This window comes from Vibrio sp. 1078-1, from assembly GCF_033340475.1.
Map to the genome: position 1 here is coordinate 498,902 of NZ_JAWOWM010000002.1, position 14,682 is coordinate 513,583.

The 14,682-nt window shown below is 43.1% G+C and carries 10 protein-coding genes; 8 read left to right on the forward strand and 2 right to left on the reverse strand.

All coding sequences use genetic code 11. The annotated features are described in order from the left end of the window. Positions 1-2: 2 nt before the first annotated feature. The gene (gene proV, locus R7190_RS06200) at positions 3-1,190 is read right to left on the reverse strand and encodes a glycine betaine/L-proline ABC transporter ATP-binding protein ProV (RefSeq protein ID WP_017633996.1); all 1,188 of its coding nucleotides are present in this window, start codon (positions 1,188-1,190) and stop codon (positions 3-5) included. A gap of 438 nt (positions 1,191-1,628) precedes the next feature. Between proV and R7190_RS06205 the strand changes: the two genes are divergently transcribed. The 7 genes from R7190_RS06205 (at position 1,629) to R7190_RS06235 (ending at position 10,163) form a co-directional block, all read left to right on the forward strand. Next, positions 1,629-3,509, forward strand: a complete 1,881-nt coding sequence (locus R7190_RS06205; RefSeq protein WP_005377775.1) for a DUF294 nucleotidyltransferase-like domain-containing protein — start codon at positions 1,629-1,631, stop codon at positions 3,507-3,509. Next, positions 3,506-4,255, forward strand: coding sequence for a 3'-5' exonuclease (locus R7190_RS06210; RefSeq protein ID WP_025766719.1), 750 nt, complete (start codon positions 3,506-3,508; stop codon positions 4,253-4,255). The genes R7190_RS06205 and R7190_RS06210 overlap by 4 nt, the downstream gene beginning before the upstream one ends. A gap of 192 nt (positions 4,256-4,447) precedes the next feature. After that, positions 4,448-6,106: a BCCT family transporter gene (locus R7190_RS06215; protein ID WP_005377772.1), complete on the forward strand. Its 1,659-nt coding sequence runs from the start codon at positions 4,448-4,450 to the stop codon at positions 6,104-6,106. A 314-nt stretch (positions 6,107-6,420) separates the two neighbouring features. Beyond that, complete coding sequence (ectA, locus tag R7190_RS06220; RefSeq protein ID WP_005393379.1) at positions 6,421-6,954, forward strand: diaminobutyrate acetyltransferase; 534 nt, start codon at positions 6,421-6,423, stop codon at positions 6,952-6,954. A 34-nt stretch (positions 6,955-6,988) separates the two neighbouring features. Further along, positions 6,989-8,254, forward strand: a complete 1,266-nt coding sequence (gene ectB, locus R7190_RS06225) for a diaminobutyrate--2-oxoglutarate transaminase (protein ID WP_017820939.1) — start codon at positions 6,989-6,991, stop codon at positions 8,252-8,254. 14 nt (positions 8,255-8,268) lie between these two features. Continuing rightward, entirely contained in the window at positions 8,269-8,655 is a 387-nt protein-coding gene (locus R7190_RS06230) for an ectoine synthase (protein ID WP_005377769.1), read from the forward strand. 86 nt (positions 8,656-8,741) lie between these two features. Beyond that, positions 8,742-10,163, forward strand: coding sequence for an aspartate kinase (locus R7190_RS06235; RefSeq protein WP_005377768.1), 1,422 nt, complete (start codon positions 8,742-8,744; stop codon positions 10,161-10,163). A 188-nt stretch (positions 10,164-10,351) separates the two neighbouring features. On the opposite strand, the gene R7190_RS06240 is transcribed toward R7190_RS06235, so the two are convergent. Beyond that, a complete protein-coding gene (locus tag R7190_RS06240) occupies positions 10,352-11,917 on the reverse strand; it encodes an arylsulfatase (RefSeq protein ID WP_186584300.1) in 1,566 nt (521 codons plus the stop codon). Positions 11,918-12,305: 388 nt separating this feature from the next. Here R7190_RS06240 and R7190_RS06245 point away from each other — a divergent pair, with 388 nt between their 5' ends. Then, a complete protein-coding gene (locus R7190_RS06245) occupies positions 12,306-14,636 on the forward strand; it encodes a tetratricopeptide repeat protein (protein ID WP_186584299.1) in 2,331 nt (776 codons plus the stop codon). The last annotated feature ends 46 nt before the right edge of the window (positions 14,637-14,682 follow it).

A 14,682-nucleotide genomic window follows, 5' to 3' on the forward strand; every position in this document is an offset into this window, starting at 1 on the left:
TGTTAATCCTTATCTAGTGTTTGTAGAAGACGTGATTTAGTCACGACACCAAAGTAAGTTCCTTGCTCATCTACGACAGGCACGGCATAAGGAACACCAGCAACCAGACCCAAAATGTCATTAATTGACTGATCAGGCTGAAGAGTAACTTCATCCGGTAATTGAGCACTGGCTAACGAACGGTTTTCTTTATGAGCCAAACGTAGTGAATCAAGAGATACGATGCCGGAATATCGGCTAGATTTATCGACGACAATACCGTAATCACGGTCGTGATCCATCAGAATCTGCATCGCAGAGCCTGGACCGTCATTTTCCGATTTCTTAAAAACAGCCGCTGGCTTCTTGCGCGCGATATCTTTTGCTGTCAAGACACTTGCGATGTTTACGCCGCGGAAAAAGGCTTCGACATAATCATTTGCTGGACTGTGTAATATTTCATCAGGTGTACCAACCTGAACAACCTCACCGTTTTGCATGATGGCGATACGGTCGCCAATGCGCATTGCTTCATCCAAATCATGAGAAATGAAGACAATTGTGCGTTTGTCATCGTTCTGTAGACGAATAAGCTCATCTTGCATCTCAGAACGGATCAATGGGTCTAAAGCGGAAAACGCCTCGTCCATTAATAGGATGTCTGGATCACAAGCTAACGCTCTCGCTAAACCAACGCGCTGTTTCATACCACCGGATAATTCGTCAGGGAAAGATTCTGCATAAGGGTCTAAACCCACTCTTTCTAAGGCGGAAAGGGCACTTTTCTGACGCTCATTAACGTCGATGCCGGCAAGTTCTAAACCAAAGGCGGCATTTTCAATCACCGTCATGTGTGGCATGAGTGCGAAACTTTGAAACACCATTGAGATATTGTTACGACGAACTTCTCGAAGTTCATTTTCGGAGATGTGGGCGATATCTCTTCCTTTGAGATAAACACTACCTTTAGTCGGCTCAATGAGCCGGTTAAGAAGTCGAACAAGGGTGGATTTCCCGGAGCCAGAAAGGCCCATGATTACGAAAATTTCCCCTTCATTTATGGTGAGAGATACATCGTTTACGCCGACTGTTAAACCTGTCTGTTCAAAAATACCGTCTTTATCGACGCCTTTGTCGATAAGCGAGAAGGCTCTCTCTGGGTCTTCTCCAAACACTTTATACAGTCCCTTAACTTCCAGTATGGGATCCATGTTATCTGTCCTTTTTCGTGTGTTTATAACTGTTTAACGATTTGTACTCTAATTAATTTTAGTTCAACTTTCAACGAAAGGGGGTTGGTTAACTAGTTCTGCCGTGCATAGAGAGTTCGTTGAGCAAGGTATGTTCAATTCTTGTTTTTTATATTTAAAACAATTGCTTGTGATGTGTTTTTATCCGCCATAACGTTGCCCTGACGTAGGGTTGAATTTATTTTGAATTTTTTTGTACATTTCAACTCAACTCGCTTGCATAGATATAAGCTGTGATAGCTTAGAACTCTACATATAAAAAGGTTAGAGCTCTAATTTTTGATTAAGACTTGGTCCTGTGAAATCGGTTAGGTACTGTTATCCTTAGATTTATTTATTGCTTGATTTCACTCAGGGTGATATTTATCGCTGTAGTTTAGGCAACGTATGGAATAAAAAATGGAAGCCGAACAGTTAGAAGTGCTCAATTTCATTAGCCAGTACCCACCTTTTGATGACCTACCTGAAGAGCAGCTTAGAAAAATTGCTCTCAATGCCGAGGTTGCATACTTTCGGCAAGGAACAAAAATCCTTAACTTCGGAGATACGATCCGCGACTTGTATATGGTGAGAAGTGGGGCGGTAGAGATTTATCGGCGTAAAGGTGAACTTTACAACAGGATTGATGCTGGTGGACTGTTTGGTCAGATGGGGTTGTTGATGAACAACCGCGTACGGATGCCAGCCAAAGCGATAGAAGACACTCTCGTTTACTGTATTCCGGAAAACATCTTCAATGAACTTTGTGATGAGTTTGAAAACTTTGCGGACTACATGGAACTGGAAGATAGCGCGCGTTTGCGAAGCGCAATATCTAGCCGCTCCGAAAGCAATGACTTTACCACCGCTAAGGCACGTAAAATCTTAGCAAGAGATCCAGTAACCCTGGAGGCAACGGCTTCAATTCAGGAAGCTGCGATACTAATGGCAGAGGAAAATGTCACCTCTCTGCTCATTATTCGCCCGACAGAGGAGCTCACAGAAGAAGATGACGAACAGCTGCTTGGAATATTGACTGATCGCGATCTTTGCATTCGCGTACTAGCTCAGGGTATTGATACCAATATTCCAGTGAGTGAGGTCATGAGTTATGACGTGGTTTCATTGGATTATAACGCCTATGTGTTTGAGGCCATGTTAACCATGTTGCGTTACAACGTGCATCATTTACCAATTTTAAAAGATAAAAAGCCGATAGGAATTATTGGCATGACGGACATCGTTCGTTACGAATCTCAGAACAGCCTATTGCTAGTGAGCTCTATTTTTCAGCAAACCAGTGTCGAGGATCTCAAGCAGGTTTCTGAACAAGTAAAAGACTGTTTCGTAAGAATGGTCAATGAAGATGCCAACGCGCACATGATTGGTCGAGCCATGTCGGTTATAGGCAGTAGTTTCAAACAACGCCTCGCTGAATTAGCTGAGCAAGAGTTCGGCCCAGCGCCCATTCCTTATTGTTTAGTCGCAATGGGTTCAATGGCGAGGGATGAGCAGCTAATTGTAACGGATCAAGATAACGCGCTTATTCTCGATAACAGTTATGACGTTGAGATTCACGGAGAGTACTTTGAAAAGTTTGCTAAATTTGTTTGTGATGGTTTAGCGGCATGCGGCTATGCTTATTGTACTGGAGACATTATGGCTACCAACCCAGAATGGCGAAAAACTCGTGCAGAATGGGAAGAATGCTTTGGAAACTGGATAGACAATCCAACCCCTGAGAGATTGTTAAATAGTAATATCTTTTTTGATCTCCTCGGTGTGCATGGGCGAGTGAAGTGGGCGGAGCAATTAAGCAGCTTTATTGTGAGACGAGCGAAAAGAAATAACCGCTTTCTTGCTTGTATGGCGTATAACGCAATACGTAGGACGCCTCCACTGGGCTTTTTCAAAGACTTTGTGATGGAGAAAGATGGTCGTCATCGCAACTCGATTAACTTGAAGCGAAGGGGGACGGCTCCGTTGGCCGATTTAATACGGGTGCATTCTCTGGCAATCGGTTCGCGATCGCAAAACTCTTTCGACCGTTTAGATGACATTAATGATGCTGGCATTTTACCGAAAGGTCGAGGTTTGGATTTAAGGGATGCGATGGAGCTAATCTACATGGTTCGAATTCGTCACCAAGCCCTTGATATAGAAAATGGAGAAGAGCCAGACAACAATATTGAGCCGGAGAACATGTCTGAATTTGAACGTCGAAACTTAAAAGCAGCATTTCAAATTCTAAGTAACGCACAGAACTTCATTAAGTTTCGATACCAGAGAAGTAGCAAATGATGTGGTTCTCAAAAAAGGCAGAAAAAGAACATCCGTTGTTGGATACATCCCAGACGCCAGAGTGGTCAATGTTGTTCAAGCAACTCGCTAAAGAAGCGAAAGACGAGAGGCTCAAACGCTATTATTCGACACCGATGGTTAATGGGGAAACACCAATTGAACAAGTGCCATTTGTCTCGGTAGACTTTGAGACAACAGGATTGAACTCGGAAGAGGATGTCATTCTCACGATCGGACTTGTCCCGTTTACTATTGATCGTGTTCAATGTAATGGCTCTGCTCATTGGGTCGTTAACCCAAACAGAGAGTTAAACCACGAGTCTGTCATTATTCACGGTATCACTGACTCTGAGGTTAAAAACGCGCCGCAGCTGTCTCAGATCTTGGGTGAAATATTGGATGCGTTGTCAGGCAAAGTGGTACTTGTTCACTACAAGAACATTGAAAGGCAGTTCTTTAATAACGCCTTGCTAAATAGCATAGGAGAGGGGATACAGTTTCCTGTTGTTGATACGTTAGATATTGAGTATGCGATACAACGCCGTGAATGCAGAGGTTTTATCAATAAGTTGAAAGGCAAGAAACCCGGTTCTGTACGATTAGGGCACGCTCGTGAAAGATATGGCCTCCCTGCTTATCAACCTCACCATGCCCTGACGGATGCGTTAGCAACTGCGGAGCTGTTTCAAGCACAACTGCAGTATCACTTTAATCGAAACATGCCAATATCTTCGGTTTGGCAATAGGCGTTATTTATGGTGAAAACAATAAAATGCAATGAGAGATAGGGGGCTTTAAGATTATGATGGCGGATTGAGTAACCGCTTATAAGAACAATGTTTTATGAACATGTGCTTGGTAGTGATGAAGACGTTTCATTACTCGAACTCCGACGAAAGTAATTTAAACTTGGTCACGTATTTTTAAGGAGATTATCCGTGAGCACCGATAATAACGGTGGCATTCAACGCCCCGATGGAAAAGTAAACGCAATAGATACTGACTATCAAATTGGTCAGGATAACGTTGCGCTAAAGGTAGGCCCATTTGGCCTTGATATTCACAACCGTGTTTTTGCAATTTCTGGCTTAGCAATCGTCATGTTTGTTGTGATAACACTATTATTCCGAGAACAGGTAGAGCCGTTTTTTGCAGACCTACGAGCGGGTTTGTTACACAATTTAGACTGGTTTTTTCTCGCTTCAGGTAATATTTTTGTCATTGTCTGTGTCGGATTGATCTTCACACCATTGGGCCGTGTGCGAATCGGTGGTACTGAAGCAACACCGGATTACTCCTATGCCGGATGGTTGGCAATGCTATTTGCTGCAGGTATGGGCATTGGTCTCGTGTTCTTCGGTGTATCAGAACCGATGTCCCATTTTAGTTCTGCGATTGGTGGCGTGAGCGTTGAGAATGGTGTACGTACTGACTGGGCACCGCTAGGTGGTGCAGAGGGCGATGCAACTGCAGCTTCGGCATTAGGGATGGCTGCGACGATTTACCACTGGGCACTTCATCCGTGGTCAATATACGCGCTCTTGGCTCTTGGGCTGGCTATCTTTTCATTTAACAAAGGTTTGCCACTCACCATGCGCTCAATTTTTTACCCTTTGTTTGGTGAGCGTGTATGGGGTTGGACTGGTCATATTATCGATATTCTTGCAGTGGTAGCGACGGTTTTTGGTTTAGCAACATCGCTAGGCTACGGTGCATCTCAAGCCGCAACGGGTTTGAACTTCCTGTTTGATGTCCCAATGACCAATACGACGCAGGTTATATTGATTATTGGTATTACTGCGCTCGCTTTAATCTCTGTTGTGGCTGGACTCGATAAGGGCGTGAAAATCTTATCTGAAATCAATATGGGTCTTGCAGCACTGCTATTGCTATTTGTTATTGTTGTTGGCCCGACGATTGCGATTTTAACTGGTTTCTTCGAGAACATCGTTTCCTATGTGGCTAATATCCCTGCCTTATCTATGCCATTTGGACGAGAGGATGTGAATTACTCTCAAGGCTGGACGGCGTTTTACTGGGCGTGGTGGATTTCTTGGTCACCATTTGTGGGTATGTTCATCGCACGTGTGTCTCGCGGTCGTTCAGTTCGTGAGTTTATTATTTGCGTTATTCTTATCCCATCTTCAGTTTGTGTGTTATGGATGACGGCTTTTGGCGGTAACGCAATTAGCCAATACGTTAATGATGGCTACGAGGCGGTGTTTAACGCAGAACTGCCTTTAAAACTTTTTGCCATGTTAGATGTTATGCCATTGGCTGAGATAACATCTTTTGTCGGCATTATCTTAGTCGTGGTGTTCTTCATTACCTCTTCTGACTCAGGATCACTGGTTATTGATACTATTGCTGCGGGCGGTAAGGTCGATGCACCAACGCCACAACGCGTGTTCTGGTGTACGTTTGAAGGTCTGGTTGCGATTGCATTGATGTTGGGTGGTGGTCTAGCTGCTGCTCAAGCAATGGCGGTGACGACTGGTTTACCATTTACTATTGTTTTGCTTGTTGCAACGGTATCTTTGATAAAAGGTTTGATGGATGAACCTCGTCCAAAGGCGGTTTCTAAGAAATCAAAATAACTAGTATCAGCAGTTAAATTATTGATAAAAGCGGTATGCGAAAGCATGCCGCTTTTTTTTGGATTTCTATTTTTCTCTGAGAAATGAACAGCATGGAAAATGGTCTTATTCTGGTTGTTTTTTGTACTGTGCATTTAGGTGACTATTTAATAAATTAGACCTCGAACTATTTTAATTTTTGGTTAATAGGTTTATTTTTGTGATCTGTATCACAAAAATACCGATAAAAAGGCGGATTATTTGATTTTTAGTCGCGAGGGATGGCCATAATAAAAAGGAAATTTAATTAGACCTCAAAGGATATGTATTTTCACATGATCACATCAGCACCTTGGGTCCTTTATCCAGAGATTGGAGAAGACTCAAGTAAAAAATGGATTTTTCGTGAGCCTAAAATCTCTGATGGTGACGACATTTACAGCTTGATTGCAGACTGTCCTCCATTGGACATGAACTCATCTTATTGCAATTTCCTACAGTCTACGCATTTCAGCAAAACCAGTATTTTGGTTGAGCAAAAAGGCGAAATCGCAGGTTTCATTTCCGGTTATCAGAAACCAGACGAGCAAGACGTTTTATTTGTCTGGCAAGTTGCAGTCTCACCTCGCTTTAGAGGTCATGGTTTAGCATTCCGCATGTTGAAAGAACTTCTCACCCGAGAGGAATTAGGCGGTGTTAAATCGGTAGAAACTACCATCACGGAAGATAATAAAGCCTCTTGGGCACTGTTCAAAAAGTTAGATGCGATGAACGGCAATTCTGGCCAAGTAAGCACATTTTTGGATGAAGAAGCCCACTTTAAAGGCAAACACGATACAGAATATTTGTATCGCATTCCTCTCAAATAATCCTCAAACAATAGGAATTAAAAACGGTCTCATCATGGATATTTTCAAAAAGCAGGAATCCAACGTACGCTCATATTCAAACAATTTCCCGGTCGTTTTTCGTAAAGCGAAAGGCTGCTGGCTAGAAACAGAACAAGGTGAACGATACTTAGACTTCCTTGCTGGAGCGGGATCTCTAAATTACGGCCATAACAATCCAGTACTAAAACAAGCGTTGCTTGAGTACATTGAAATGGACGGTATTACTCACGGTTTGGATATGCACTCAGAAGCGAAAGCATCGTTTCTGGAAGCGTTGGATACTTACATCCTTAAACCAAGAAACTTGGATTACAAGGTTCAGTTTACGGGCCCAACAGGTACTAACGCTGTTGAGGCGGCATTGAAGCTGGCTAAAAAAGTAAAAGGCCGCGACAGCGTCGTTGCGTTTACTAACGGTTTCCATGGTTGTACTGCTGGCGCACTGGCTGCAACGGGTAACCAGCACCACAGACAAGGTAACGGCTCTAGCCTAAGTAACGTCACTCGTATTCCATTTGAAGGTTACGCTGGCGTAGATGGTCTCGCGCTGTTCGAAACCATGCTAAATGATAACTCTGCAGGTATGGATAAACCAGCTGCTGTACTTCTTGAAACTGTGCAGGGTGAAGGTGGTTTAAATGCTGCTTCAAACGAGTGGTTACAACGTTTGAGCAAAATCTGTAAAGCCAATGACATTCTTGTGATTGTCGATGACATTCAAGCAGGTTGTGGACGTACCGGTACTTTCTTTAGTTTCGAGCCGTCTGGTATCCAACCGGATATCGTGACGCTATCGAAGTCGATCGGTGGTTACGGTTTGCCGATGGCTGTCGTATTACTTAAGCCTGAGCTTGACCAGTGGAAGCCAGGCGAGCATAACGGTACGTTCCGTGGCAATAATCACGCCTTTATTACTGCTGCAAAAGCACTAGAAATTTACTGGGCAAACGATGATTTTGAAACACACATCAAGCAGTGTTCAGACAAGGTGAGTGCAGTTATTGACCGTTGTGTTCGTCGCTTTCCACAAATGTTTGTGCAGAAAAAAGGCCGCGGCATGATGGTTGGTATTGAATGTATCAATGGTGACATGGCATCTGAAATTGCGAAAAACTGTTTCGAGAATGGAATGGTGATAGAGACAGCGGGTCCAGACGATGAAGTTGTGAAGTTCTTCTGTCCACTAACCATCAGCGAATCAGAGCTAGATCAAGGACTAAGCATCTTTGAAAATGCAGTAGAGACTATCGCTGCGAAACATTTCAAACAAGCATCTTAATAAGGATTTTAATTATGATCGTCAGAACTCTAGATGAATGCCGCAACAGCGAACGACGTGTTGTTTCAGATAACTGGGAAAGTGTCCGCATGTTGTTGAAAGACGACAACATGGGTTTCTCTTTCCACATCACAACGATTTATGAAGATACAGAAACTCATATTCACTATCAAAACCACCTTGAATCGGTGTTTTGTATGAGTGGTGAAGGTGAGATTGAAGTTGTAGGTGGAGAAACGTACCCAATCAAACCAGGTACATTATACATCCTTGATAAACACGATGAGCACTACTTGAGAGCTTATAAGAATAAAGAAATGGTAATGGCGTGCGTGTTTAACCCACCGATTACTGGCGCTGAAGTGCACGATGAAAACGGTGTTTATCCTCTCGTTGACTAAAAGATGATGGTGGGGTGCTTTGCCACCCCACACTTTACTATCTCTTCTTTTTTCTTTTTAAAGTTACCAATCAAAAAAGGCTTATCATGACATTTACCGTAGAAAAAATCGGCGGTACATCAATGACAGCATTTGATGCTGTTCTCGACAATATTATTCTTCGTCCCAAAACACCATACAATCGTATTTTTGTCGTATCTGCATACGGTGGTATGACCGATGCGCTGCTCGAGTGTAAAAAAACCAGTAAACCAGGCGTTTATCAGCTTATCGCGAAACGCGACGACAAATGGGAAGAAGCGTTAGCGTACGTTGAAAGCCGTATGTTGCTGACCAATGAAAATATTTTTGCGGACCCAATGAATCGTATCCGTGCGGATAAATTCATTCGCTCCCGTATTGCTGAAGCGAAAAACTGTATCGCGAATATTTTAGAAACCTGTCAGTACGGTCAATTTTCGTTGCGCCAGTACTTGCCTCAAATTCGAGAGTTTCTCTCGTCTATCGGTGAGGCACATAGTGCTTACAACACAGCACTAAAACTAAAAAATATGGGTATTAACGCTAAGTTCGTTGACCTGTCTGGTTGGGATAATCAAGCGCCAAGAAGCCTTGATGAGTCGATCAGTGACGCGTTTGCTGATATCGATGTATCAAAAGAACTGCCAATCGTGACAGGTTATGCTTACTGTAAAGAGGGCCTAATGCACACTTATGACCGAGGTTATAGTGAGATGACATTTAGCCGAATTGCAGCAATAACAAAAGCGGATTTAGCAGTAATTCACAAAGAGTACCACTTGAGCTCAGCGGACCCACGCGTTGTTGGCCCTGAAAAAGTATTACCAATTGGTAGTACAAACTATGACGTAGCAGACCAACTTGCCAACCTTGGCATGGAAGCGATTCACCCAAATGCCGCTGCGGGTTTGCGTGAAAGTGGTATTGAGCTACAGATTAAAAATACATTCGAACCTGAACACGAAGGTACTTTGATCTCTTCAAGCTATCGTCCGGAAGAAGACAAAGTCGAGATCATCGCAGGTAAAGAAAAAGTATTTGCACTGCATTTGTTTGACCAAGCAATGGTAGGAAAAGCCGATAACGTTAGTTACGAATTGATGGAAATCATCTCCGATGCTCGTGTAAGTTTGGTTGGTAAAGAGATGAACGCGAACTCTATTACTTACTATCTAGGTGGCAGTACTGATAGCTTAAACAAAGTATTGTACAAAGCAGAGAAACGTTATCCGAATGCCTCGATTAAAGGCCGTATGGTCGCGCTTATCTCAGCCATCGGTTCTCAAATTGATACCAATAAGACGTTGGCGAAAGGTGTGCTTGCATTGATGAATAATGGCGTTACGCCAGTTGCACTGCACTCATCATTGAGAAATGTAAATGTTCAATTTGTTGTCGGTGATAAGGAATACCAGCACGCGATTTGCGCATTGCATGATGAGTTTTTCCAAAGTAGCAGTTTAGCTAAATCGGTTAATGTGGCTTAGTTTATCCACGGTTAAAATACAAAGGAGAGCAGGTTAGCTCTCCTTTTTTTGTTTTTCAGTTTGTACTCACAATGCCCACTTTGTATAGGCTAAACAGGCGATTTAAGTAAGTTCCTATGTGGCGATACACATAAGCCAGCAGAATGGTCTGCTGGCTTATGTTACTGATTAACTAACGTTAACTTAGTTTACTTAAACTTGCTGATTTCTTGTTCAACTTTGTCTAGTTGTTGCAGCTTCTCTTGCATTTTTAGAGAGTCGTAGTTTAGTGAAGCAGGGTTCATCGCTGTGCCACGTTGCATTGGGTATTCTGGAAGTGTTTTAAAGAACTCTCCCACAACGTCTTGTACAGGTACAAATAGCCACATGTTGTCAGCCATCCAACGCAAGTACATTTGTGATTCGCTTGGGCCTTTTTCGAATGGGTCAGCGCGTAGGTGGATGATTTTAGGCCAGTTCGGAGCAAAACGAACTGCGTTACTTAGGTTCCCTTCAAGCGTTGCAAAGTGAAGTTTCCAGTCATTCCAGCGGACAGCGTTTAATTCACCATTAGACGTAAAGTAAAGCAGCGACTCACGAGGGCCTTTTTCTTCCTTACCTTCAAAGTATGGCATGAAGTTGTAACCATCTAAATGCACACGCCATTCTTTGCCATTTGCTTTGTAGCCTTCTGCCAGTTTTTCTTTTACATCAGGTACGCCAGCAGCTGCCAATAATGTAGGCAACCAGTCTTGGTGTGCCATCATTTCATTGATCTTGGTTCCTGGCTTAATGACGCCTGGCCAACGAACCAGTTGAGGAACACGCATACCGCCTTCCCAAGTTGTACCTTTTTCACCATGGAATGGTGTTGCGCCACCATCTGGCCAAGTCATGGTTTCTGCGCCGTTGTCCGTTGAGTAGATAACGATAGTGTTGTCTGCAACACCTAGCTCATCCAGCTTGTCGAGTAAAACACCTACATGATCATCATGTTCCAGCATACCATCGGCATAAATGCTTACACCTGATTTACCTTGGTATTTTTCCTGCAAGCGAGTCCAAACGTGCATACGAGTGGCGTTATGCCAAATAAAGAAGGGTTTATCCGCCTTAACTGCTTTTTCCATAAATGCCAAAGAGCTCTCTAGGAACTCTTCATCTGCGTGCTCCATACGTTTTCGTGTCATCGGGCCAGTGTCTTCAATCTTACCGTCGGCATAAGACTTAATGACACCACGAGGGCCATAGTTTTTACGAAACTCTGGGTCTTTAGGGTAGTAATAAGTTTCAGGCTCTTCTTCTGCGTTTAGGTGATATAAGTTACCGAAGAATTCGTCAAAGCCGTGTTTGGTCGGTAAGTGCTTATCTTGGTCACCTAAGTGGTTTTTACCAAATTGACCCGTCATGTAACCTTGTTCTTTTAACAGATCTGCAATGGTTGGCGCCCAATCAGGTATACCGTGGTCAGAGCCTGGCATACCAATTGTTAACAAACCCGTACGAAATGGCTCTTCACCTGTAATAAAGGCCGCGCGACCAGCAGTACAAGACTGTTGTCCGTAGTGATCTGTGAACAACGCGCCTTCATTCGCTATACGGTCGATGTTTGGCGTTTTGTAACTCATCATACCTTGGTTGTATGCGCTGATATTCCAGTAGCCGATATCGTCACCAAAAATTGCCAGAATATTCGGTTTGTCGGCTGCCATAGCGGCACTGGACGCCGCTAACATTCCTGCGCCTACAGCGATTTTGCTCAATTGATTTGCCATAAAAACTCCAGATTGTTGAGAGTAAAGATAAGCACAAGTGAGCCTTATGCTTAGTTGCTGCATAAGTTAATGATGTATATAGAAAAATCCTCTTATACTCGATATAACCATAAGTTATTGCTAGGTTGTAACCATTTGTTAATTAAAAAGAAATAGGATTGTTCTGTTAGTTTGTAGAGATTCGTAAAGTAGATTTAGATCACTTAAGAGCCTTATTTTTATTGCGTAGTAGAAGAGGGGATGGAAATGAAAAACAATAGGATGCTCGCTTGTTTTACGGTCCTAAAGCAATACTAAAGTCGTTATGTATTGCTTGTAATTATTTGTATAACCAGTGATTTAGTGTCTATATTGATTTAGGTTGTACATTATAAATATAAGGATATCTATGAGTCAGTGGGCAGGCCGGTTTCGCATTTTATTGCTGGTCAACGTTGTTGTCAGTTTTATGGCTTTTTCTCAAGAGTTATTAACAGAGAAACCAAATATTCCTTCAGGCTTAAATCCAGAATATGCTGGCACACAAGCTTGTATAGATTGCCACCAAAACGAGGTGGAGGCCTGGAAAGGGTCACATCACGATATGGCCATGAAGCATGCAAGTACAACCTCTGTGCGTGGTGATTTTGATAACCATGTTGTAACGCACAAAGGAATGCCTAATCGTTTTTTTAAAAAAGGCGACGAATTTTGGGTTAATATTCAAGGTGCTGACGGGCAATGGCGTGACTATAAGATCAGCTATACATTTGGCTGGGAGCCATTACAGCAGTACATGGTCGAGTTTGAAGATGGCCGCGTGCAGCTTATTCCTTTTGCTTGGGACACAAGAGCTAAAGTTGAAGGGGGACAGCGTTGGTTTCATCTTTATCCAGAAACGACAACAACGGATGAATTCTATTGGACCAATACCGGGCAAAATTGGAACTTCATGTGTGCTGATTGCCATTCAACGAACCTAAAGAAGAATTACGACGCTGACAAAAACACTTACAACAGCTCATGGTCAGAGATTAATGTGGGATGCGAAGCATGCCATGGTCCCGCTAGTCAGCACATAGAACTGGCCAAGAAATACAAAAATGCTGGCACTTCTTTTGAGCATGACAGCCATTATGGCTTTGATCGAAATTTGTCTAAAGCAGTGTCGGATTGGGTGTTTGAGGAAGGCCATAGTACGTTACAGCCGAAATCAATTGAAGCAACCAATCAAGTGCAAACATGCGCTCAATGCCATAGTCGCCGAACCCAGTTAAATGAAACAGGTGATCATGTTAAAGGTTCTTTTTTTGATAAATATCGCTTAAGTCTTATAACACCTGAACTCTACTATCATGATGGACAGATTTACGACGAAGATTATGTTTATGGTTCGTTTCTTCAATCTGAAATGGCGGAGAAGGGGGTCACGTGCACTAATTGCCATGATCCACACACGGCAGAGTTAACGATCCCAGAAGAGGCAGTATGTTCGCAATGCCATATTGCATCGGAATATACACCTGAAAAGCATACCTTTCATAAGGCTGGATCTGAAGCATCGCAATGTACGGCTTGTCACATGCCAGAAACGACTTACATGCAAGTCGATCCTCGTAGAGACCACAGTTGGCATATTCCACGACCGGATTTGAGCAAACACATTGGAACGCCCAATGTTTGCATGTCATGCCATGAAGATAAAAGCAATCAATGGGCCGATGAACAGATAGCAGAATGGTACCCGAATTCGAAGTATCGTAATCAACAACATTTTGCTGTCGCATTTTATGCGGATTCAATTGGTCATCAAGAAGCAGCAAATGCGTTGGCATACTCTGCTCAGGATTCGTCTTTAAAAGACATTATTCGCGCCTCAGCCCTGGAGAGAATGGGGGGCAACACTGACCAAAATACAACAGTATCTTTGGCTAGGGCCGTTAAGAATGAGAATGAAATGGTTCGATTAGGGGCAATTTCAGGCTCGTCTGGTTATGAATTTCATGATCGGTGGCGGATTCTAGAGCCATTGCTTGGTGACCCGGTGCTTTCAGTGAGAGCGGAAGCTGCCTCGGTGCTGGTAGCGAACTACGAACAAATGACCCCTTTACAAAAAGATATCATTAAATTGCCCTTAGAAGAGTACATGGAAATTCAAGAGTTTAATGCCGATCGTGGTTTCGGAAGAACCAATTTGGCGAATGTGTACCGCAGCTTAGGTGAAATCGACAAAGCGGCCGAGCTGTATAAACAAGCGATCAGCATCGAACCCTATTTCGAAAATAGCTACGTTAACCTAGCAGATTTGTATCGTCACCTAGGTAAAGAAGAAGCTGCGCTCACGGTGCTACAACAAGGGATGAAAGCTCAACCTAAATCCAGCACGTTACCATACAGCGCAGGTCTTTCTTTGTTGCGTCAAGGCAAAGCTGATGATGCGAAAAAGCTACTTAGACGCGCCGCAGAAATTGGTGAAACTAATGCTCATTATTGGTACGTGTACGGTCTAGCTCTAGAAAAAAGCGATGTTCTAGAAGCTAGTAAAGCGTTGCAAACAGCATTTGAAGTCGGTGGCAATCCACAGCACTTGTATGCTCAATGCGAGGTTCTAGCGAGAAATCATAAAAAAGGTGCTGTCGCTTTTGCTTTCGATAGGTGCATACAAGAGCTTAGTCAATATGCACCTAAACAAGCTATTGATCAGCTTAAAGCCTCTATTGTCGGGGTCAATAGGAGCTAATTACCAAAAGTGGAGCTTTTATCGCTCCACTTTTTTCTTGCTTAGT

What these genes read in the sequence shown, in the direction of transcription:
- proV (WP_017633996.1), bottom strand. Translation starts at nt 1,190, where the DNA reads ATGGATCCCATACTGGAAGTTAAGGGACTGTATAAAGTGTTTGGAGAA.
- R7190_RS06205 (WP_005377775.1), top strand. Translation starts at nt 1,629, where the DNA reads ATGGAAGCCGAACAGTTAGAAGTGCTCAATTTCATTAGCCAGTACCCA.
- R7190_RS06210 (WP_025766719.1), top strand. Translation starts at nt 3,506, where the DNA reads ATGATGTGGTTCTCAAAAAAGGCAGAAAAAGAACATCCGTTGTTGGAT.
- ectA (WP_005393379.1), top strand. Translation starts at nt 6,421, where the DNA reads ATGATCACATCAGCACCTTGGGTCCTTTATCCAGAGATTGGAGAAGAC.
- ectB (WP_017820939.1), top strand. Translation starts at nt 6,989, where the DNA reads ATGGATATTTTCAAAAAGCAGGAATCCAACGTACGCTCATATTCAAAC.
- R7190_RS06230 (WP_005377769.1), top strand. Translation starts at nt 8,269, where the DNA reads ATGATCGTCAGAACTCTAGATGAATGCCGCAACAGCGAACGACGTGTT.
- R7190_RS06235 (WP_005377768.1), top strand. Translation starts at nt 8,742, where the DNA reads ATGACATTTACCGTAGAAAAAATCGGCGGTACATCAATGACAGCATTT.
- R7190_RS06240 (WP_186584300.1), bottom strand. Translation starts at nt 11,917, where the DNA reads ATGGCAAATCAATTGAGCAAAATCGCTGTAGGCGCAGGAATGTTAGCG.
- R7190_RS06245 (WP_186584299.1), top strand. Translation starts at nt 12,306, where the DNA reads ATGAGTCAGTGGGCAGGCCGGTTTCGCATTTTATTGCTGGTCAACGTT.